The following is a 20914-nucleotide window of genomic DNA, read 5'->3' as shown; positions in this document are numbered from 1 at the left end:
ATTATTTTTGCACCATTACTTTAGCACCATCTATCAGGTTGATCTGTCCGCTGGTGATAACTGTTTCTCCTTCATTCAGTCCTTCTCTTATTTCCACTTTATCGCCAAAGATGCGACCTGCAATTACTTTACGCAGTTTAGCGGTGCTGTCCTGCATTACATATACCTGGTTGCTGTTCACACCACCTACGAAAGCGGTACGTGCTACCAGTATAGCTGCTGATCCTTTAGGCAGGTCAAAATGTGCTGTACCGAACATACCGGCTTTCAATTGTTTGCCACTCACGTTAGCCACTTCCATTTCTATCGGATAGTTCAATGTATTATCACCTTTGGCTGCAATAAATGTGATGCGGCCTTCGTAAGTAACTTCCGGGAATACGTTGGTCGTTACATTTACTTTATCGCCTACTTTCAGGGTTACCACCTGTGCTTCCGGTACTGATACCGCCAGTTTTAAGCGGGATACGTCTACGATATCGAACAATTTATTACCAATAGAGAGGTAAGCACCCTGTTCTACATATTTTTTATTGATGATACCCTGTATAGGGGCTTTGATATAAGTATCGCTTACACGACGGCTGGCAGCAGTATATTTAGAAGCAGCCAGGTCGTACTGCAGTTTGGCATCATCTACCTGTTTGCGGGTAACACCACCTGTTTTAAAAGCGCTTTCATATCTTTCTTTATCTACTCTCAGTTGTTCCAGGTTCACCTTTGCAGATTGTAAATCTGTTCCCAGGATTTCTCCATCTATATAACCAATGATCTGTCCCTGCTTTACCACACTACCTTCGTCTACAGTCAGTTTAGTGATACGTCCTGCGATTTCTGCCAGGTAGGTAAGTTCACGTACGGGAGTGAAGTTACCATTGGCCAGGAAGCCTTGTGAGAAATCCGATTTAGCTACTTTTTCTACCAGTACAGGAATATCACCTGCATTACTTTCTTTTACGAACTCCGTTTTTGCCTCGTTGGCTTTTTTATTGGCGCCCAGTTTCCACATGATCAGTGCACCCGCTACTATTACAACTAAGCTCCAGATAATAATTTTCTTCATATAGATCCAGTATAATGTTTATAGATGTTGATTAGTTCAGGAGACTTTTAAGATTCCCGTTTGATTTGATAATGTCCAGTTCTGCCAGTTTGTATTGCAGCAGGGCTTCGTTATAGTTGTTCTGTGCTTCTGTAAGGGATGTTTCTGCATCTAACAGATCGGTGAGGTTGGCCAGTCCAAGGTTATAATTATTCTGAGTAGAATTATATACCTCGTTGGCCAGGTCTACGTTCTCTTTCTGCGCCTGTATGGTAGTCAGATTATTCTGTACCTGCAGTTTCGCATTTTCAAACTGCGTGTTAAGAGCAAGGGCGGTTTCTTCCTTTTGTTTGTTCAGTTCTTTCAGTGTTACGCTGGCCTGACTTACACGTGAACGACGGGCAAAACCATCAAAAATCGGAATCTTTAAAGTGAGGCTCACAGCTGCCATACTATACCAGCTGGCAGTAGAACCGCTCCCTTTGAACATGTCAAATTTGTTACTGATCCCATTATAGGAATAGTTACCGGATAAGGCGAGGGAAGGGTAATATTCAGCTTTGTATGCTTTCTTCTGGAACTCCTGTAATTCTTCCTGTTTCTTCAGCAGACGGTATTCTATCCTGTTATCCAGGTTCACGCCACCAAAGTCCAGCGCACCTACAGCTTTGCTTTCTATCTCTTTAAAGGAAGTATGTGGCAGGTCGATGGAAGCCGCCATTGACATACCCATTTGTTGTTTGAGCTGATTCAGTTGTACCAGGTATTGGTTCTGTGCCTGTGTGCGTTGTGTTTTATAGTTGGTGAGGTTTACGCGCATACGGTCCAGGTCTATTTTCCTTGCCAGTCCGCTTTCTACCTGAGAGCCAGTGGTGTTTACCAGCTTACTTATCTTTTCTATATTAGCATCCAGTACGATCATTTTTTCGCGGGATACCAGTGTGCTGTAGTATAACTGGGTCACATTATAGATCACGGTTTCTTCGCTTTGTACAGACTGCATGCTGTAATATTCTTCTCCTGCTTTTGCGGCTTTTAAACCGGTAAATACGGACTGATCATATATGGTCTGTGTAAGGGTACCTGAAGCAGTGACGTTATGCGTGGTACCTGCTTCCAGCAATACTGTTTTACCAGGTTCCTGGATAAGTTCCCCGGGAACGGCCAGTACCTGTTTCTTGATATTGTTGGTATACTGTCCGCTGGCGTTTACCTGCGGAAGTGCTTTGGCTCTAACTTCGCTTGTTTTGAAACGACCCATATCTTCTTCCATGCGGATACGTGCCAGCTGCTGGTTATTGGTAAGTGCGTACTTCAGGCACTCCTGCAGTGACAGTTCCGACTGCGCATAGGTAGTATAGCCCCCTATTCCCACGAGGAGAATAAGCGTTAACATGATCCTTTTCATCCGTATAATCTTTGTTTTTTTTGTTGGCGGATTCGAATATTAATAGTTCGCCCGAATATTAGTTTTCATCTTTAATTTGCAGGTATCCGGCGGCGATCTTACGTCCCTTCAAAGTTGTAATGCCTAATATGAAATGCTGTGTAAGTTGCGCCATTACCTCATGCAAATCATACGCTGTGGCCGGATATTGTGCAGGATCGAATACCGTTTCCAGTTGCAGTTGCCGCATACGGGCCACTATTGCGGCATCAAGATCGTTGCGGTATAATCCTTCTTCAATTCCCCGCTTCAGGTTTTCGGAGATGGAGCTCAGTACACAATCCCTTTTAAAATCTTCTACGGTTTTCCAGATGCCCGGGTGATATTTCTGTACTTCGTACAACATCACCGGATTCACTGTTTTACCCAGTAGCTCCATGTACTCCAGTTCCCTGATTAATTCTTCAATAGCATTGGCAGAGTGCTGACGGAAATTTTTAAATTGCTCCATGTGGCCATTCAGTAAAAAACTCATTCCTTCATGTACCAGGTCTTCTTTGTCTCTAAAATGTTCGTATACCGTCTTTTTCGACACTCCGCTTTCCCTCGATATATCAAACATTGTTACGCTCTTAATTCCATACATCCTGAACATCCGTAGTGCTGTTTCCATTATCCGTTCTCTGACTGGCATGACGACTCCTGTTTAACGATGCTTTAATCCTTTCACAAATATTTCCGTCAGCAGCTTCTGCTGTGCTACAATTTTTTCAAAATCTTCCGGATCTATGTCTGCGTTTAATTGAACCGGCATGCAGTCCATTATGCTAAACCTTAATCCGGCCAGGGCCTGATTATATAACTGTGCGATCCTTTCTACATCTTCAATTACAAATTCTCCCACCTCTACACCATATTTCATGATCCTGGTGGTCAGCGCATCTTCCGATTTCTTCACTTCACTGATAATCCGTTGTGTTGCCGGACTACTATCATTCAATACTTTGAATAATTCCAGGCGGCTGTAACGTTGTACGAACTGGCGTTTTACTTCAATAATATTCAGCAGTGTCTGAGTGGCAGATGTAATGTTCTGCGCTTCAGCCTCTTGTTCCGCAAAAAAGATTTCCCCGATTTTCTCCAGCACAGCGAAATGTAATCCCTTCTTATCCGGGAAGTAATAGTACAAAGATGCCTTTGAGCAACGCAGATCGTCAGCTATCTCATTCATGGTAGTCTTGGACGCTCCATAGTGAGTAAACCGCTTCAAAGCCGCCTCCAGGATCTTCTCCCTCATTTCATCTTTGGTTTCTGCGTACATTAACTTTTTGACTTTTTTAGTTTCGAAGTCAAAAGTAAGAACTTTTATGAGAATAGTCAAGGAAGTTGGCTATTTAACAATTGATTAACTTTTCGAACTAAAAAGTCAGGAAGTTAATAGCGGTATTTAAACAATTGGAAAACAGGCTGTTAAAAACTTACTGATGGCTCATTTCAACATCATGACTTCGTCACTCTTTAGTTGGGCTATAGTGAATAAAAAACCTGGTGCATACAACTATTTAATATGCTACGTGTTTATAATAAACGTATTACGCAACACAGAGAGAGCTTAAACATTCCTGTAAACTCTTCATAACTGGTCTATAACCGGTATATAAGCCCACTCTAAATAAGGTGGGCTTGTAGAGCAATTGTATAGGACTTATAGAGGGCTTATATAGGGCTTATACCTTCATATAGGCTGAATCTCAGTAGGTTATAAGCAGTAACTATAATCTTAATGCTTTTTATCACTGATTAGCAATAGATTAAAATGCATTTCAAATTATTATATCAGTAAATAGTAAAGATTTCAATGAGACTTTTCCCGGTTAGTGCTGATTGCGGCGAAATTCTGAGTGTTAACAGATGGATTTCGGCATTATATCTCAAATACAGGGTTTTGGCATGTTGGGGCATCCCTTTTGCATTACTTAAGCTAAATCAATCTATATGAAAAAGTTAATGTTCCTCGTAATTGCCTTAACAGGATTTACGTTTGCCTCACAGGCACAGGTCAATGTTAGTATCAACATAGGTACTCAGCCAGCCTGGGGACCTACAGGTTATGATTATGTTGACTATTATTACCTGCCGGATATCGAATCTTATTATTATGTACCGGGACGGGTATATATCTATAGAAGCGGTAACACCTGGCACAGGTCCAGGACACTGCCTGCACGTTATGCTAACTTCGACGTGTATAACAGTCATAAGGTGGTGATCAATGGCGTAAACAGACCTTATTTACAACATGATAAATACAGACAGGAATATGCTACCTATAGAGGTAAGCATGATCAGACGCCTATACGTGACAGCAAAGAAGAAAGGTATTTTGTGAACAGGTATCACCCTCAGCACGCCCAGTGGCAGAAAGAACATCAGGGTAATGACAGCCACGGGAATAAAGGCCATGGGAATAATGACCACAGGAATAAAGGAGGGAAGGAAAAAGGACATGGAAAGGGTAAAGACAGGCGCTAAATAAACAGGCCTGCTTACATAGAAAGGGATAACTACAGACAGTAAGTAAATAATACACCAAAAAGCAAAGCCGTTTCGGGGAAGTCCCAAAACGGCTTTCTGATATTTAGCTTATCAATAACTATTTTAACTTTTCCAGCGCAGCTTTCAGCTGTGCCAGCATAGCTGGTATTTCTTCTTTCACACAGGTACCTACACTCATGCGATACCAGGGCGAGTTCTTCGCAGAACCGAAAGCATAGAACGGAACAAGACCCAGTTTAGCTTCATCCAGGATATAGGATGTAACTGCCGCCTGATCTTCCAGTACTTTACCATCAGCCGTTTTCTTACCTACCAGGTCTATTTTCAGCGTGAGATAAATAGCGGCCTGTGGCGCGATAGCTTCTACGGAATGGCCTGCTTTTTTCAGTGCGTCAAATCCTTCGTAGATGCGCTGCAGTCTTTCCTCTACTTCCGCTTTAAAGCTTTTCAGGTAAGCATTCACTTCATCTTTGCGACGCAGGTATTTGGCTGCAGCATGCTGCTCTGCCATTGGGCTCCATGCGCCAACGTGAGACAGGATGGATTTCATCTTGCTGATCACGTGAGCGGGGCCTAATGCCCAACCTACTCTTACACCGGTAGCAGCAAAAGCTTTACTCATACCATCGATGAAGATGGTGTAGTCTCTCAGCTCAGGACGCAGGGAAACAGGTGTGTAGTGTTGTGTTTGTCCGAAAGTCAGTACCCAGTACATCTGGTCGAACATGATGTACAGCGGTTTTTCATCAGCGCCACGACTCTTGTTTTCAGCAATGACCAGGTCGCAGATATCTTCCAGCTGTTGTTTGCCAAAAGCAGTACCTGTAGGGTTCTGTGGAGAACATAACGCCAGCAGGGTAGCGCCTTTCAGTAAAGGTTTCAGTTCTGCTGCCGTAGGCATGAAATCATTTTCTGCCTTTGTTTCCAGCACTACGTGTTCTGCTTCCAGGAAGTGAGTATAGTGATTATTGTTCCAGGAAGGAGTGGCATAGATTACCTTTTCACCCCTGTCCAGGATTGTTCTGAATGTGGCATAGATAATTGGACGGCCGCCGCAGGAGATAACGATCTCCTTTGCCGGATCATAGTTCAGGTGTTCATGTTCTGAGATGAATTCACCCACCGCTTTTCTCAACTCAAGGATACCATCCGCCGGAGGGTAGTTGGTAAAATGATTCTTATAAGCAGTTATGATCTCTTCCTCAAACTCAGCCGGAATAGGAAATACCTTGGGGTCAAAATCCCCAATTGTAAAATTGTAGATCTTCTCGCCCTTGGCCTGCTTCTCCTTTATCTCACCGGCCAGCTTAATAATTTCAGACCCGATCAACGTTTCGGCTAAATGAGACAGTTTCATAACCCAAAAGATTTTTAAGTTTTAGAAATATTTTTTTTGAGTCCGCAAAGCTAACGGATATGCAGATCATTTAAAAGAAACACTACATTTTTTCAGAACATTCGAAATACAGGCTCAATTTTTGAATATCCCTCAATAATAAGCCCAATAAATGCTATTTTATTCAACATTGCATTTTAGGGTAATATTTGTATTTCCTGATTAGTCTGTTGTTTACAGTCCGCTTCTTTGTAGATTGGCAAAACTTTCTATCTTTGTTTGCTTTCAAATAATAATATCACATGAAGTTTATCGTTTCTTCCTCTACTTTGTTAAAACAATTGCAGCAGATCAGCGGTGTGATTAACTCCAATACCGTATTGCCAATCCTGGAGGATTTCCTTTTCCTGATTGACAAAAACGAACTAACTGTAGTGGCTACAGACCTGGAAACTGTAATGAAGGTAAAGCTGGAGGTAGAAGCCAAAGAAACCGGCCGTATTTGTATCCCGGCGAAGATCCTGATGGATTCTCTCAAGAATCTGCCCGACCAGCCATTGACTTTCCATATAGATCTGAACTCTTATGCAGTTGAGATTACTTCGGATAATGGTAAGTACAAGGTAATGGGCGAAAATCCGGAGAACTTCCCGAAAGAGCCTACTGCCGATGACACTACCTCTTTCACACTTCCTTCTACTGCATTGGTAACTGCTATCAACAAAACACTGTTTGCGGTGAGCAACGACGATCTTCGTCCTGCTATGACAGGCGTGTTCTTTGAACTGACCGTCAACAGCCTCACCTTTGTGGCCACAGATGCTCACAGACTGGTAAAATATGTAAGAACAGGCATTGAATGCCCTAAAGCAGAAACTTTCATCGTGCCTAAAAAGCCGCTGAACCTGCTGAAATCATCCCTACCGGATAACGAGAGTGAACTGAAAATATCATATAGCCAGAATCACTTCTTTGTATCTCATGATGGCTCACAGATGATCTGTCGTCTGATCGACGCCCGCTTCCCGGATTATAAAGTGGTTATTCCAAAAGATAACCCTTACCGCCTTACCCTGGTAAAGAGCGATTTCCAGAACGCACTGAAACGTATCAGTGTATTCTCTAATAAAAGCACTAACCAGGTAGCCTTGAACATTACCGGCAGCGAACTCCAGCTTTCTGCACAGGATGTAGACTTCTCCTTTGAAGGTAACGAACGTATGAACTGCCAGTACACCGGCGAAGACATGCAGATCGCCTTTAACGCCAAGTTCCTGATAGAAATGCTGAACGCAGCAGAAGGTGATGAGATCACTATCGAATTATCTACTCCTACCAAAGCAGGTATCCTCAGACCTTCCGAAAAAGAAGAAAACGAAGATCTCCTGATGCTGGTGATGCCGCTGATGTTAAACAATTAAGCAGGCAGGACAACAACTGATAACTAATATTTATTTGTAAAGCAATCTCTCACAAGGAGGTTGCTTTTTTCTTTTCCAGCAAGCGTTTGAGAGCAAAAAAAGTCGTAATTTATCGTAGAAATTAAGGTACAAAAGGACAGTAACGACGTTATTTCCCCGGTCTTGTTTATCCCGCAAATTAAATTCCCGTATGGAAGCGTTTTTTGATAACATTCCTTCCTGGTATCGTACTGCCTTTCTGGTAGGCGGCCTTGTATTGCTTTGGATTATAGAAGGCGCTATTCCGCGTTTATCCTTTAAAAGCAACCGCTACCGCCATGCCGGCACGAATCTGTTTTTTACATTAACTACTGTAATCGTAAATCTGGGCTTTGCATTCCTGATCGTGAAAGCCTCTGAATGGACCGGCCGCGAGCAGTTTGGTCTGCTGTATATCGTACATCTTCCTCTGTGGTTACATTGTATACTGGCATTATTGATGCTGGATTTTATCGGGGCCTATCTCGTGCATTTCATCCAGCATAAAATTGGCTGGATGTGGCATTTCCATAAGATCCATCATACAGATAATGCGATTGATGCAACCACGGCTCTCCGGCATCATCCGGTAGAAAGTTTTTTCCGCGTAATAGCCCTTTTCCTGGCAATTATTACGATGGGAGTACCCATCTGGATGGTAATGCTGTATCAGACTATTTCCGCCTTTATGGCGCAGTTTAATCACGCGAATATCCATTTGCCCAAATGGCTTGATAATACCCTTAGCTGGATTATCGTATCGCCCGATATGCACAAGGTGCATCATAGCCATTACCAACCGGAAACAGACGCTAATTATGCAAATATATTTTCCCTGTGGGATCGACTTTTCGGCACGTTTGTAAAAATACAGGATACTACGTCTATCCGTTATGGACTGGATGAATACCAGGATGACCGTTATCAGGAGATCGGATCGTTGCTGAAACTGCCATGGGAGAAAAACAGTACACAGTTCTCTAATTCAAATCCATAATTTATGCAACAGCACACCACCACCACCAGAAGCACTAAAATTGCCTGCTTCGTATCCATGTTTGCAGGCGTGTTTGCTGCTATTTACGCTTACGCAGCAAAAAATCCGGGCACTGCCCTTGTATTTGGTATTGCGGCCATTCTGATTGGCGGTTTTTCCGTTATAAAAGCCCGCAGGAGCACTGAGGATATGCAGGTCGCTACTGCCGGTATATTCATGGCCGTAGTAGCTTGCGCCGTAGCCTTATGGCAGATGTATAACTGAGGTGGCTAAGGAGAAAGGGGAATTTCACCGCTTGCCTTTTCTCCCGTCAACCTTCTCTTTTGTGTATTGTTCCTGATATCCGGGAACAGCTTTAATGGGGAATAACACCAGCGTTGTGTCGGTAAGCGACTGAATGATCGTAGTATCTACAGTCGCTGCAGTGTCTTTGCTGTGTACCCCTTCGGCATGGTTCCACAGCAGCAATGTATCATGCTGTAATAACCATTTATCATATACCAGAGAGTAAGTGTTGATAGAAACAGCTTTCCCGTTTTTCTTCAGGAGAAAGCCCTGCTTTTCTTTATCCAGCCCCGGCACCGGTTGCAGCCATCTACCCACTAACCGGTCTGCCTTATAAGTAACCGTATCCGTTGTTGCAAGTACTGCAACAGAATCCGCAATCTGCATTGATGTACTGTCCGGCACATCGATCAGACTACTGTCCCTGGATGTGATAGCAGAAGCTGGTCCGGAAGATGGTTCGCACGCATATAGGATAATGAGTGATGCAGTCAGCACAATGCATTTTTTCATAGCTTCAAAGATATGGACTTTTTCCCCTACCTTTACCCCTCACTTTAGGGGTGTTTCCCGGAAATAAATCACCGGGAAGCTGAGATGAGACCCTCAGACCTGACGCAGTTCATACTGCCGTAGGGAAAAGTAACTGAACTCTCACATCTTTTACCATCCTTAAAGTTTATTGTTTCACTTAAATTTCTGTAAACATGGAAGTGCATGTAAACAATAAACTTTATGCGGTGCAGCCTGGTATAACCATTGCTGCTCTCTTACAGTTTATTCAATTACCATCAGACAAAGGCATTGCTATTGCCATTAACAGCCAGGTTGTACCTAAGGCTACCTGGCAGCAACAAACGCTGCAAAGCGCAGATAGTATAACTATTATACGCGCTACACAGGGAGGGTAAATTCATCCCCGCATTTCACCTTTTTGATTTTACGGCTTAATGTCGTCAGGAATCTTATTGCCTTATTTAAAACTAATTTATGCAACCCATTTCACGTGCGCCATTTACCGGCTCAAAAAAGATTTATGTTAATGGCGTAGCCATGAGAGAGATAACGCTAACTCCTACACGGCCGCATGGCACTGAAGGGGAAATGCCTAATGCTCCTGTTGTAGTGTATGATACCAGTGGCCCTTACACGGACCCTGAGATTGAAATTGATGTTCGCAAAGGCTTACCCCGCCTGCGTGAGAACTGGATAAAAGAACGTAATGACGTAGATCAGCTGACTGCCGTTACTTCTGTATACGGACAGGAACGACTGGCAGACAGCCGTTTGGATTCCCTGCGCTTTTCGTATTTACATTCTCCGATGAAAGCGAAAAAAGGTAGTAATGTCACCCAGTTACATTATGCCCGCAAAGGCATCATCACTCCGGAGATGGAATACATCGCCATTCGGGAGAACCAGTGTGTGGAGCAGCTGATGAAAGATGATCCGTTGTGGCATCAGCATAAGGGACATTCCTTTGGCGCCAATACCCCTGTCAAATTTATTACACCGGAATTCGTACGGGAAGAAGTAGCGGCCGGCCGTGCAATTATCCCTGCTAATATTAATCACCCGGAAAGTGAACCGATGATCATCGGTCGTAACTTCCTGGTGAAGATCAATGCTAACATTGGTAACTCTGCGGTATCCTCCAGCATAGAGGAAGAAGTGGAAAAAGCGGTATGGTCCTGCCGCTGGGGTGCTGATACCATCATGGACCTCAGTACCGGAAAACATATTCATGAAACAAGAGAATGGATTATCCGCAACTCTCCTGTGCCCATTGGTACGGTGCCTATTTACCAGGCTTTGGAAAAAGTAAACGGGAAAGCGGAAGCGCTCACCTGGGAGATTTTCAGAGATACCCTGATAGAACAGGCAGAACAGGGCGTAGATTATTTTACTATTCATGCCGGCGTGCTTTTGCGTTATGTTCCTTTAACCGCCACACGTACTACCGGTATCGTTTCCCGTGGTGGTTCCATCATGGCTAAATGGTGTCTGTCTCATCATAAAGAGAATTTCCTCTATACACACTTCGAAGAAATCTGCGAGATTATGAAGGCGTATGACGTGGCGTTCTCATTAGGTGATGGATTACGCCCCGGCTGTATCGCAGATGCAAACGATGCGGCACAGTTTGCCGAACTGGAAACACTGGGAGAACTGACCCAGATAGCCTGGAAACACGATATACAGGTGATGATAGAAGGGCCGGGACATGTGCCCATGCATCTTATCAAAGCCAACATGGAGAAACAGTTACAGCATTGCAGTGAAGCGCCTTTTTATACACTCGGCCCATTGACCACTGATATCGCTCCGGGTTATGACCATATCACTTCTGCGATCGGTGCGGCTATGATAGGCTGGTTTGGTACGGCGATGCTTTGTTATGTAACGCCCAAAGAACACCTTGGCCTGCCTAATAAAGAAGATGTACGTCAGGGCGTAATTGCATATAAAATAGCAGCACATGCGGCGGACCTGGCCAAGGGACATCCGGGTGCACAGCACCGCGATAACGCACTAAGTAAAGCACGTTTTGAGTTCCGCTGGGAAGATCAGTTCAACTTATCGCTGGACCCTGATACCGCCCGCTCTTACCATGATGAAACGCTACCCGCAGAAGGCGCGAAAATTGCACACTTCTGTTCTATGTGCGGCCCGCATTTCTGCTCTATGAAAATAACACAGGAAGTACGGGACTACGCAGCGTCCGGCATGGCTGCACAAGCAGCGGCCTTTAATGAGCAGGGCGGAGAAGTGTATTTCTAAATCAAATTTAAAGACTTTGATACAGATCATCACCCATACGCAAAACATTCCCGGTGAAACGCTCATTTGGCAACAGTTACTGGAAGAAGGGGCTGATAGCATTCTTGTGCGTAAACCGGGCTGGCAGGAAACAGATTATGAACAGTTATTATCACAGGCAGATCCTTCCTGTTATCCCAGGCTGATGATAGCAGAACATGCGGTCCTCTGTGAACGCTATGGCTTACAGGGGCTGCATTTCGGGGAAGCGGCCAGGGGAAATATTACGGAAAAGGACATTAGCAGTTATCAGCAAATGGGGTGGTCATTAAGTACCGGTATCCACAGCGCTGAAACATTGCAGGTGGCCAGTAATAACTGGAATAACCTGCTGTTAAGCCCTGTGTTTGACAGCATTTCCAAGAAAGGCTATACTGCGGCTTTTAATGAAAGTTTCCGGTTGAATAAAAATGGTTTCAAAGGGAATGTGCTGGCATTGGGTGGTGTTAATGACAGCACCGCCTGTAAGGCCCGTCGTATGCTGTTTGATGGTATCGCGCTACTGGGCGCTATATGGGAAAAACCGGAGAAGGCCGTAAAAGAGTTTTGCCGTATCAGGGATATCTGGAGAAAAATTAATTAACATGATCAGTACATTACAATACATATCGCAACCCATGCACCTGGAGAACATCCAGGCTGCATGCGAAGCGGGCTGCCGCTGGGTACAGCTACGGATTAAACATGCGCCCGAAAGGCTTATTGCCAGCGAGGCGTTGTCTGCCAAAGCCATTTGTGCAGATTATGGCGCTACGCTTATTATCAACGACCATCCGCATATAGCAAAAGCGGCAGGCGCTGATGGCGTTCATGTTGGCAAAAATGATATGACAGTCGCTGAGGCCAGAAAAATAATGGGCAGTGACGCTATTGTAGGCGGCACGGCCAACACCCTTGAAGATATACTGCAGCATGTGCAGGACGGAGCTGATTATGTGGGCGTGGGACCTTACCGTTTCACTACTACGAAGCAAAAACTAAGTCCTATCCTGGGCCTGGAAGGCATCTACGCTATTATGCAGAAACTGAAAGCACTGGACATAGATATTCCCATTATCGCTATTGGTGGTATCCTGGCAGCGGATGTACCGGACCTGATGCGCACCGGCATTCATGGTATTGCCATCAGCGGATTGCTTACGCATACAACAGACAAGAAACAACTGGTGTCTTCCATCATGAATGATATCCAACTGTGCAACATTTAAATTTCCAGTCATGCAACCTTTGATCATAGCCGGTCACACCTTTACGTCCCGCCTTTTTACCGGCACAGGCAAATTCGCTTCGCTGCCGGTAATGGAGGAAGCGCTGCGGGCGTCCGGCACAGAACTCGTAACCGTCGCGTTAAAAAGGGTAGACCTGCATAACGAGGCAGATGATATGTTACAACATTTGCCCTTCCGGCTGTTGCCTAACACCTCCGGTGTGCGCACGGCAAAAGAGGCGGTCTATGCGGCACAACTGGCCCGTGAAGCCATGGAAACAAACTGGATCAAGCTGGAAATACATCCCGATCCCCGCTACCTGTTACCGGACCCGATAGAAACACTTGCTGCGGCCGAGGAACTGGTTAAACTGGGCTTTGTGGTATTGCCCTATATACACGCAGATCCTGTGCTGTGCAAACGACTGGAAGCAGTTGGTACGGCAGCAGTGATGCCTCTCGGGTCGCCTATAGGCAGTAACAAGGGATTAAAGACGGTAGATTTCCTGGAGATCATTATAGAGCAGAGTAATATCCCGGTAGTGATAGATGCAGGCATTGGCAGCCCCTCAGATGCCGCCAGAGCCCTTGAAATGGGTGCGGACGCGGTGTTGGTGAATACCGCTATTGCCGTGTCTAAAAACCCCGTAGTTATGGCTGAAGCATTTAAACTGGCGGTCATTGCGGGCAGATTAGCCTATGAGGCCGGACTGGCGCCTGCTCATAAAGAGGCGATTGCGTCCAGTCCGCTTATCGGTTTCCTTGATTAAATCCATCTATCTTATGTCAGGCTTCAAAAACATTTTTGATCAATATAACTGGGACCAGGTAAAAGAAAGCATTTATGCTAAAACGGCTACGGATGTGGAACAGGCATTACATGTCCGCAAACGTACCCTGGAAGATTTTAAAGCATTGCTGTCTCCGGCCGCGCTTCCTTACCTGGGAGAAATGGCGCAACTGAGCCGGCAACTGACACAGCAACGCTTTGGTAATACCATGCAGTTGTATATCCCGCTCTATCTCAGCAATGAGTGTCAGAACATATGCACTTACTGCGGATTTAGCCTGGATAATAAGATCCGGCGGAAAACACTGGCCCCGGCAGAGATACTCCAGGAAGTGGCCGCAATAAAGAAAATGGGATATGATCATGTGCTGCTGGTAACAGGAGAAGCCAGTCAGACCGTTGGCCTGGATTATTTCAAACAGGCGCTGGAACTTATCCGTCCTCACTTTGCCAGCATTTCTATGGAAGTGCAGCCTATGGATGAGGCAGAATACGCAGCACTTATTCCCCTGGGATTACATGCGGTACTGGTATACCAGGAAACATACCACCGGGAAGATTATAAACTACATCATCCCAAAGGGCGTAAATCAAACTTTGATTACCGTCTGGAAACGCCCGACAGATTGGGCCGGGCCGGGGTGCATAAAATAGGGCTGGGGGTATTAATAGGACTGGAAGACTGGCGCACAGACAGTTTCTTTACAGCACTTCATCTTCAGTATTTAGAAAAAACCTACTGGCAAACAAAATACAGCCTTTCCTTTCCCAGGTTACGCCCATGTTCAGGAGGACTGCCGCCTAAGGTTGTCATGAACGACCGGGAACTGGTACAGCTTATTTGCGCCTACCGCTTACTGGACCAGGAAGTAGAGCTCAGCTTATCTACCCGGGAGAATGAAACATTCCGGGACAATATTGTAAAGCTGGGTATCACCGCTATCAGCGCCGGCTCCAAAACTAATCCCGGAGGGTATGCTGCCGATACTTCATCTCTTGAGCAATTTGAGATCTCAGATGAAAGGAATGCCGCAGACATTGCGCTTATGCTAAGAAAACAAGGATACGAACCTGTGTGGAAAGACTGGTTTTAGAAAGACATTCGTTTTTAAATACAGACAGCCACGTATTGCGTGGCTGTCTATTTACCTAAATCCATTACTGAAATGTTACTTATAAATATAAGTAGCCGCTTAATCTTCGTTTCAAATGTAAGCTGCACATCCTGAACAGGAGGAACACTTCACTATTATGAACAAAAAGAACAGGCCTGTCAGTAATGAACAACTGAATTAATTGTGAACTACCTTTTCAAGATCCCTGAAAGTCTTAATCGTATCGTGAGAACTTTTCAGCGCACTCTTCTGGTTTGCGATCATTTCACGAACGCTGTAAGGCATTGAGATATCAGAACGTAAAGCATCTTCATAAGTCTTTTGTGCAGCATCCTCCCCGTATTCACAGGCTGCCAGGATAGCATAGCGGTTCTTTCCCGTAAAGGTTGCTTTTACGCCCATCCAGGTACGGTATAGTCTTCCATAGACCGTTGTATTCTTTTCCCCGCCAATTCCACCTTTTACCAGTTCTTCATTCAACTGGTTTATATACACACGGCTTTCTTCCGTCATTCGTTGAAACAATGCTTTCAGGTCAACATCATCAGTCTGGTCCATGGCTTTTTTATATCCTTCGATGCGGTCGTTATTGATCTTAACAAGATCACTCAGGGCTTCCATCAATTTTTCGTTGTGTTGCATGGGTGTTAAAATTTTATTCAGTGATAAATGAAACTTGTTCCTGGGGAAAACAGTTCCTTATAAGTCCTCTTTTATGATTTCAAAAATGTGTCCAGTTAGTAAACACCTGTATCCTACAATAGTTTACCGAGCGGGGTAACCAACATTAATACCCCTTCTGGGGAATACCTTCCCCAAATCTACTTTATACCGCTGTGGCCAGATTGCCTGCTACTGGCGGGAAAACCGCCCAAATACTTATAATTGGCCGTTCTAGCTGGTTATGTACCACCACCTGTTTATCTGGCATAGATTTTTAAATACTATTTATAACCAAATCTTTTTGATATGAACGGCTTACTTTATTTAATCGCAGTTATTCTGATTATCGGATGGGTTTTGGGCGTGTTTGTTTACTCCGCAGGTGGCTTGATCCATGTACTACTTGTATTGGCTATCATCGCCATTCTCGTAAATATCATACGTGGAAGGGCCCTATAATTATTGTAGCTCCCAAAGCTCTGTTTTTTTACGGATAATGAATCATAGTTATGAATGATAAACCATGATTCATTATCCGTATTCTTATATATATCATTCTTTAAATCCCCTCTTTATAGCGCCCCCACATCATATTCAATATTCAATTGAAATATTTCACCGTTTTTTAAAATCCCGAGAATTTACTTCCCGTATATCAACTACAGAAAGCCTGTTATCACATCCAAAGTGCAATCCTGGTTTTTGCTATCGCGTAGCTCTAAACATTTTCTCTTGTTGTACGTTTCTATAATCTGAAAACCTTTTAGTTCAAACAAAACTCTTTCATTATGTTCATACGGAAAACCCGCTCCGTGGCCGGTAATGGTCAGGAGGAAGGTATTGCCCAGCCCAGCGTACATCGCCGAACATTCCTTAAATACGCAGGTATGGGCACCGCCATACTTTCTGCCGGAGCCACATTAAGCAGTTGCTCAAAAGATCATACGGATGATTCTGGTGTAAGCCTTGGTAGTGGTGATGTTTCAGTGTTAAACTACGCATACGCATTAGAACAGTTGGAAGCCGCATTCTACACACAGGTCATCGCTACTCCTTATACAGACATGAGTCCAGCCGAAGCAACGATTCTTACAGATATCCGTAATCACGAAATCGCTCACCGTGAATTCTTCAAAGCAGCATTAGGTGCAAATGCAATTGCATCCCTGGAAGTAAATTTCACGTCTATTGATTTCACCAGCAGAACGAAGGTGCTGGCAGCAGCAATGGCTTTTGAAGACCTGGGAGTAAGTGCCTACAATGGTGCAGGACAGTATATTTCATTGGTTAAATATCTTGAATTTGCAGGTAAAATTGTTTCTGTGGAAGCACGTCACGCAGCCGTTATACGTGACCTGATCTTTGCCGGTTCATTTGCGGCCAGCACGGCTGTTGATGAAAAGGGCCTGGACAAAGCAAGAACGCCACTGGATGTTTTTGCAATAGCCGGCAGGTATATCAAGACACAGATCAACGTAAACACGCTGCCACACTAGTTGCTTTATTACTCCACAGTCTTACAATCTTACAATATGGACCTTCAAAATATTTTTACCGCTATAGAGAAAACGGATCCGGAAATATACGAACGTCTGGATACGCGCAGAAGTGCAATGAAGCGTTTTGCCAATGTTGGTAAAGCGCTTGCTATGTCTGCGGTCCCTCTTGCATTAGGCAGCATGTTTAAAAAGGCTTATGGCCGTACTCCCGCCGATGTATTATCAGTATTACAGTTTGCTCTTTTACTGGAACACCTGGAATCAGGTTTCTATTCTGAGGCTATTACACATACCTCGTTGTTCGATGCAGCCGGATTTGCAGCATTTACTACGATCGCCAATCAGGAAGCTGCACACGTAACATTGATTGCGCAAACTATTCAGGCACTAGGTGGTACTCCTGATCCTGCACCTGCCTTCACTTATACGAAGAATGGCGCTTTACCAACCTTTACCGACTTAGCTACATTGCTAACAGTAGCCCAGGCTTTTGAAGATACGGGTGTAAGAGCATACAAAGGCCAGATATGTAACTTACAGGAAAATAGAACAGTACTGACAATTGCCTTACAGATCCATTCTGTAGAAGCACGTCATGCTGCGCACATTCGTACGATGAGAGGAAAAAAAGGCTGGATTACACAGGCGCAAAACGATTTCTCAGATACAGATGCTACATACGCGGGAGAAGACCTAACGGTACAAGATGGTGTAACCATTACCGGTATTTGTACAGGAATAACTGCCGATGCAGCAACCGAAGCATTCGAGGAACCACTGGATGCTGCCACCGTACGAACAATTATTGCTCCTTTTATAAACACCTGATCGTAGCAGCTCATATTTAACATAAAGCACCTGGGGTTAACGACCGGGTGCTTTGTATTTCATACATTTGCAGCAGGTAATAACATCTGCTTGTATGAAAAAATATTGGCTGTTATGCATACTGCTCAGCGGATGCAGCGTTGCACATAAAACAACAACTCCTGTTGTTTCAAAACTCCGGTTAATACATAAATACATCATCCCTCATGATCTTCCTTTTAATGGTACAACCATTGGTGGATTATCGGGTATCGATTACGATACTGCACAACAGGTATATTACCTCATTTGTGATGATCGTTCAGAAAAGCAGTCTGCCAGATTTTATACTGCTCAATTAACAACGGACAGTGTCCGCTTTACAGCTGTTACTTCATTACGGATGCCGGATGGTAACGTATATCCGGCTACGAAAAACATGGCGCCCGATCCGGAAGCGATGCGTTATAACCCGCATACCGGTCATCTCATCTGGAGCAGTGAAGGAGAAAGGATTGTAGATAAAGACACCATCCTAAAAGATCCTGGTGTGTATGAGATCAGCAAAGATGGACGTTTTTTAGATTCATTTGCTATTCCGTCACAGTTTCATATGCAGGCAACAGCCGCTGGTCCACGCCGCAATGGTACATTCGAAGGACTTGGGTTTACACCTGACGGCCGTTACATGTTTGTAAACCTGGAAGAACCCCGTTATGAAGATGGTCCACGTGCAGAATTCACAGATACAACGGCCTATATCCGTATTCTCAAATACGATCTGCAAAGCCGTAAACCGGTAGCGCAATATGCGTATAAACTGGATCCGGTAGCACAACATCCGGTACCTTCAGATAAGTTCTACATCAATGGTATTTCAGATATCCTTGTATTATCAGCTTCTCAGCTGTTGATTATAGAGCGGTCTTTTTCCACAGGTATTAAAGATTGTACGATCAGGTTGTTTGTTGCCAGTCTGGATAAGGCTACAGATGTCAGCAATATCAACTCTTTGCAGGAGGTAAAAGCCTTTACGCCTGTCAGCAAAAAACAGTTATTTAATTTTGAGAGTCTGCATACGTACATAGACAACATAGAAGGAATGACTTTCGGGCCACGTCTTCCGAACGGTCATAAGAGTATGATTTTTGTAGCAGATAATAATTTTTCCGCGCAGGAAGAGACGCAGTTTTATCTATTTGAGGTGGAGTAGTAATGCTTTTTTAACTATCTCTGATAGCATATACAGCAAAATTGGTATTAAGGACGTTTTGTATTAAATTGTTATTACAAAAGAGCTTCTCGAAATAATCTATGCCAGCAATTGTATTCTAATCCTCTGAGAACCCTTTTTTTCATTTTTCACATGTCCGTAAACTTCCCTCAGATAATCTTCTCAATATTCGAAATGATCTCAGTATGAATATCCGCTATTGATTTCATTTGATTGTCTTTATTATAACAGGTAATTTTTGTGATCGTATTATCTGTATTTACCAGCACATCATATTCATGTTTTACCGCCAGCTGCAGGGAGAAATCCTTTTCATGGATATCATCCTTTCCATTTAAATATTTTCTTTCTTCTCCAGAACGTCTTTCTGTGAGTGCTTTTTCTGTGAATGCAAAGGGTACGTCCAGGTAAAAAGACAAGTCGGGCTTAGGGATCTGGTTATATTCATATTCAAACATATTGATCCATTCCCTTAATTCCCGTTTCTCATTTTCTGATGTCAGCTTGGCGCACTGAAAAGCTATATTAGATAACACGTACCTGTCTACCAGTACTACATGCCCGCTTTGCTGCCATTCGTTGATCGTTTGGGCAAATGCTTTTCTGTCTTCTGCAAAGAGCAATGCTACCAGTTGCGGATGTACCTGTTTCACATCACCGAATTCCCCGCGCAGGAATTTTGCGATCAGGTCTCCGAACACGCCTTCCTGGCTTCTGGGGAAATGAACAAATCTTGTTTCAATACCACGGGCATTGAAATAATTTGTCAGTAATGCGATTTGTGTAGACTTGCCGGCGCCGTCCAGGCCTTCAACAGCGAAGAATTTGCTTTTTATCTGCATGTAGTTACGATCATTTAACGAACAGACAAAAAAAAGGCCATCTCAAAGAAAGAGACGGCCTCGTTGTTTCTGTGTGGTCCCACCTGGGCATGATCCAGGGACCCCCTGATTATGAGTCAGGTGCTCTAACCAACTGAGCTATAGGACCTGTTCTTTGCAGAACGAATATATTGAAACTTTTTGTGGGTACCCTTTTCAGGGGAGGGCAAAATTAATTATTTTTTATTCAATTATCCAACTGATTTATAATTTTTTCTTTCAGACTCCTAAATTTGTACCCATGAAAGGCATTAAGCACATTATTTTCGATCTGGGTGGAGTTATACTAAACATCAATTACCAGCTCACTTACAATGCATTTGCAGCGTTAGGCGTAAAAGACTTTACGAGTCTGTATAACCAGTTTACGTTATCCAATTTATTTGGAGATCTTGAAACAGGTAAGATCGGGAAGGAAGATTTTCTTACTGCCATGCAGCAACACGTACCCGAAGGAACGACGGACCAGCAGATCATAGATGCCTGGAATGCGATGCTGCTGGATTTCCCGCTGCGTCGTTTACAGATCCTGCAGCAATTGCGTCAGCACTATGGTTTGTACCTGCTTAGCAATACGAATGCGATCCATATGGACGCATTTAATAACATTCTGCAGCAAAGCAGAAGTATTCCATCACTGGCAGACTTTTTTGATAAAGTGTATTATTCGCACCTGATTGGTCTCCGTAAGCCGGAGAAGGAGGCGTACCAGCTGGTACTGGAAGAGAATGGACTGCAACCTTCCGAAACGTTATTTATTGACGATACTTTGCCAAATATAGAGGGAGCAAAACTGGTTGGACTGGAAACAATTCACCTGATACCGCCTAAAACTATTGCGGATATTTTCAGATAG

23 protein-coding genes, 1 tRNA gene and 1 riboswitch are annotated in these 20914 nt (G+C 44.0%); of the genes, 15 read left to right on the top strand and 9 right to left on the bottom strand.

All coding sequences use genetic code 11. The features are described 5' to 3' along the window. Window position 1: 1 nt before the first annotated feature. Genes GO495_RS18345 through GO495_RS18330 form a run of 4 tightly spaced genes read right to left on the bottom strand, consistent with a single transcriptional unit; the run spans window position 2 to window position 3750 of the window. Entirely contained in the window at window positions 2–1063 is a 1062-nt protein-coding gene (locus GO495_RS18345) for an efflux RND transporter periplasmic adaptor subunit (protein WP_157301180.1), read from the bottom strand. A 31-nt stretch (window positions 1064–1094) separates the two neighbouring features. Then, a complete protein-coding gene (locus GO495_RS18340; protein WP_157301179.1) occupies window positions 1095–2450 on the bottom strand; it encodes a TolC family protein in 1356 nt (451 codons plus the stop codon). Between the two features lie 58 nt (window positions 2451–2508). After that, window positions 2509–3123: a TetR/AcrR family transcriptional regulator gene (locus GO495_RS18335; RefSeq protein ID WP_157301178.1), complete on the bottom strand. Its 615-nt coding sequence runs from the start codon at window positions 3121–3123 to the stop codon at window positions 2509–2511. Window positions 3124–3135: 12 nt separating this feature from the next. Next, window positions 3136–3750 carry a TetR/AcrR family transcriptional regulator gene (locus tag GO495_RS18330; protein WP_157301177.1) on the bottom strand — a complete coding sequence of 205 codons (615 nt, stop codon included), beginning with the start codon at window positions 3748–3750 and terminating at the stop codon, window positions 3136–3138. A 674-nt stretch (window positions 3751–4424) separates the two neighbouring features. Between GO495_RS18330 and GO495_RS18325 the strand changes: the two genes are divergently transcribed. After that, window positions 4425–4961, top strand: coding sequence for a hypothetical protein (locus GO495_RS18325; protein ID WP_157301176.1), 537 nt, complete (start codon window positions 4425–4427; stop codon window positions 4959–4961). A 121-nt stretch (window positions 4962–5082) separates the two neighbouring features. Here GO495_RS18325 and GO495_RS18320 read toward each other — a convergent pair whose 3' ends face one another. Then, on the bottom strand, window positions 5083–6342 hold the full coding sequence (locus GO495_RS18320; protein WP_157301175.1) for a pyridoxal phosphate-dependent aminotransferase: 1260 nt from the start codon (window positions 6340–6342) through the stop codon (window positions 5083–5085). Window positions 6343–6623: 281 nt separating this feature from the next. Between GO495_RS18320 and dnaN the strand changes: the two genes are divergently transcribed. The 3 genes from dnaN to GO495_RS18305 all read left to right on the top strand — a co-directional run bounded on the left by dnaN (window position 6624) and on the right by GO495_RS18305 (window position 9021). Continuing rightward, a complete protein-coding gene (gene dnaN, locus GO495_RS18315) occupies window positions 6624–7742 on the top strand; it encodes a DNA polymerase III subunit beta (RefSeq protein WP_089781409.1) in 1119 nt (372 codons plus the stop codon). A 190-nt stretch (window positions 7743–7932) separates the two neighbouring features. After that, complete coding sequence (locus tag GO495_RS18310; RefSeq protein WP_157301174.1) at window positions 7933–8757, top strand: sterol desaturase family protein; 825 nt, start codon at window positions 7933–7935, stop codon at window positions 8755–8757. A gap of 3 nt (window positions 8758–8760) precedes the next feature. Beyond that, on the top strand, window positions 8761–9021 hold the full coding sequence (locus GO495_RS18305; protein ID WP_157301173.1) for a hypothetical protein: 261 nt from the start codon (window positions 8761–8763) through the stop codon (window positions 9019–9021). 24 nt (window positions 9022–9045) lie between these two features. On the opposite strand, the gene GO495_RS18300 is transcribed toward GO495_RS18305, so the two are convergent. Next, window positions 9046–9555, bottom strand: a complete 510-nt coding sequence (locus tag GO495_RS18300; RefSeq protein ID WP_157301172.1) for a lipocalin-like domain-containing protein — start codon at window positions 9553–9555, stop codon at window positions 9046–9048. Window positions 9556–9591: 36 nt separating this feature from the next. After that, window positions 9592–9698: riboswitch (TPP riboswitch) on the top strand. 51 nt (window positions 9699–9749) lie between these two features. On the opposite strand from GO495_RS18300, the gene thiS reads away from it, so the two are divergent. The 6 genes from thiS (at window position 9750) to thiH (ending at window position 14953) form a co-directional block, all read left to right on the top strand. Then, window positions 9750–9953 (top strand): sulfur carrier protein ThiS, encoded by a 204-nt coding sequence (gene thiS / locus GO495_RS18295; protein WP_089781415.1) that lies wholly within the window; start codon window positions 9750–9752, stop codon window positions 9951–9953. A gap of 79 nt (window positions 9954–10032) precedes the next feature. Beyond that, window positions 10033–11823: a phosphomethylpyrimidine synthase ThiC gene (gene thiC, locus GO495_RS18290; protein WP_157301171.1), complete on the top strand. Its 1791-nt coding sequence runs from the start codon at window positions 10033–10035 to the stop codon at window positions 11821–11823. Window positions 11824–11839: 16 nt separating this feature from the next. Next, window positions 11840–12445 (top strand): thiamine phosphate synthase, encoded by a 606-nt coding sequence (locus GO495_RS18285; protein WP_157301170.1) that lies wholly within the window; start codon window positions 11840–11842, stop codon window positions 12443–12445. A 1-nt stretch (window position 12446) separates the two neighbouring features. After that, window positions 12447–13070, top strand: a complete 624-nt coding sequence (locus GO495_RS18280) for a thiamine phosphate synthase (RefSeq protein ID WP_157301169.1) — start codon at window positions 12447–12449, stop codon at window positions 13068–13070. 10 nt (window positions 13071–13080) lie between these two features. Then, window positions 13081–13839 carry a thiazole synthase gene (locus GO495_RS18275; RefSeq protein ID WP_157301168.1) on the top strand — a complete coding sequence of 253 codons (759 nt, stop codon included), beginning with the start codon at window positions 13081–13083 and terminating at the stop codon, window positions 13837–13839. Window positions 13840–13852: 13 nt separating this feature from the next. Next, entirely contained in the window at window positions 13853–14953 is a 1101-nt protein-coding gene (gene thiH / locus GO495_RS18270) for a 2-iminoacetate synthase ThiH (protein ID WP_157301167.1), read from the top strand. Between the two features lie 198 nt (window positions 14954–15151). On the opposite strand, the gene GO495_RS18265 is transcribed toward thiH, so the two are convergent. Continuing rightward, complete coding sequence (locus GO495_RS18265; RefSeq protein ID WP_157301166.1) at window positions 15152–15616, bottom strand: ferritin-like domain-containing protein; 465 nt, start codon at window positions 15614–15616, stop codon at window positions 15152–15154. A gap of 327 nt (window positions 15617–15943) precedes the next feature. On the opposite strand from GO495_RS18265, the gene GO495_RS18260 reads away from it, so the two are divergent. The 4 genes from GO495_RS18260 (at window position 15944) to GO495_RS18245 (ending at window position 19156) form a co-directional block, all read left to right on the top strand. Continuing rightward, window positions 15944–16096: a lmo0937 family membrane protein gene (locus GO495_RS18260; RefSeq protein WP_157301165.1), complete on the top strand. Its 153-nt coding sequence runs from the start codon at window positions 15944–15946 to the stop codon at window positions 16094–16096. A gap of 329 nt (window positions 16097–16425) precedes the next feature. Next, window positions 16426–17133, top strand: a complete 708-nt coding sequence (locus GO495_RS18255; protein WP_157301164.1) for a ferritin-like domain-containing protein — start codon at window positions 16426–16428, stop codon at window positions 17131–17133. 36 nt (window positions 17134–17169) lie between these two features. After that, on the top strand, window positions 17170–17964 hold the full coding sequence (locus GO495_RS18250) for a ferritin-like domain-containing protein (RefSeq protein ID WP_157301163.1): 795 nt from the start codon (window positions 17170–17172) through the stop codon (window positions 17962–17964). A gap of 94 nt (window positions 17965–18058) precedes the next feature. After that, complete coding sequence (locus tag GO495_RS18245; protein ID WP_157301162.1) at window positions 18059–19156, top strand: esterase-like activity of phytase family protein; 1098 nt, start codon at window positions 18059–18061, stop codon at window positions 19154–19156. Between the two features lie 170 nt (window positions 19157–19326). Here the strand turns inward: GO495_RS18245 and tmk are convergent, their stop codons facing one another. Together tmk and GO495_RS18235 are read right to left on the bottom strand one after the other, a co-directional pair. Continuing rightward, window positions 19327–20019 carry a dTMP kinase gene (tmk, locus tag GO495_RS18240; RefSeq protein ID WP_157301161.1) on the bottom strand — a complete coding sequence of 231 codons (693 nt, stop codon included), beginning with the start codon at window positions 20017–20019 and terminating at the stop codon, window positions 19327–19329. 74 nt (window positions 20020–20093) lie between these two features. Then, a tRNA-Ile gene (locus tag GO495_RS18235) sits at window positions 20094–20167 on the bottom strand. A 132-nt stretch (window positions 20168–20299) separates the two neighbouring features. Between GO495_RS18235 and GO495_RS18230 the strand changes: the two genes are divergently transcribed. After that, window positions 20300–20914: an HAD family hydrolase gene (locus GO495_RS18230; RefSeq protein WP_157301160.1), complete on the top strand. Its 615-nt coding sequence runs from the start codon at window positions 20300–20302 to the stop codon at window positions 20912–20914.

The organism is Chitinophaga oryziterrae (assembly GCF_009758125.1).
GTDB lineage: Bacteria > Bacteroidota > Bacteroidia > Chitinophagales > Chitinophagaceae > Chitinophaga > Chitinophaga oryziterrae.
The sequence above is the reverse complement of the archived record's forward strand: the minus strand, read 5'-3'. Positions and strand labels throughout refer to the sequence as shown.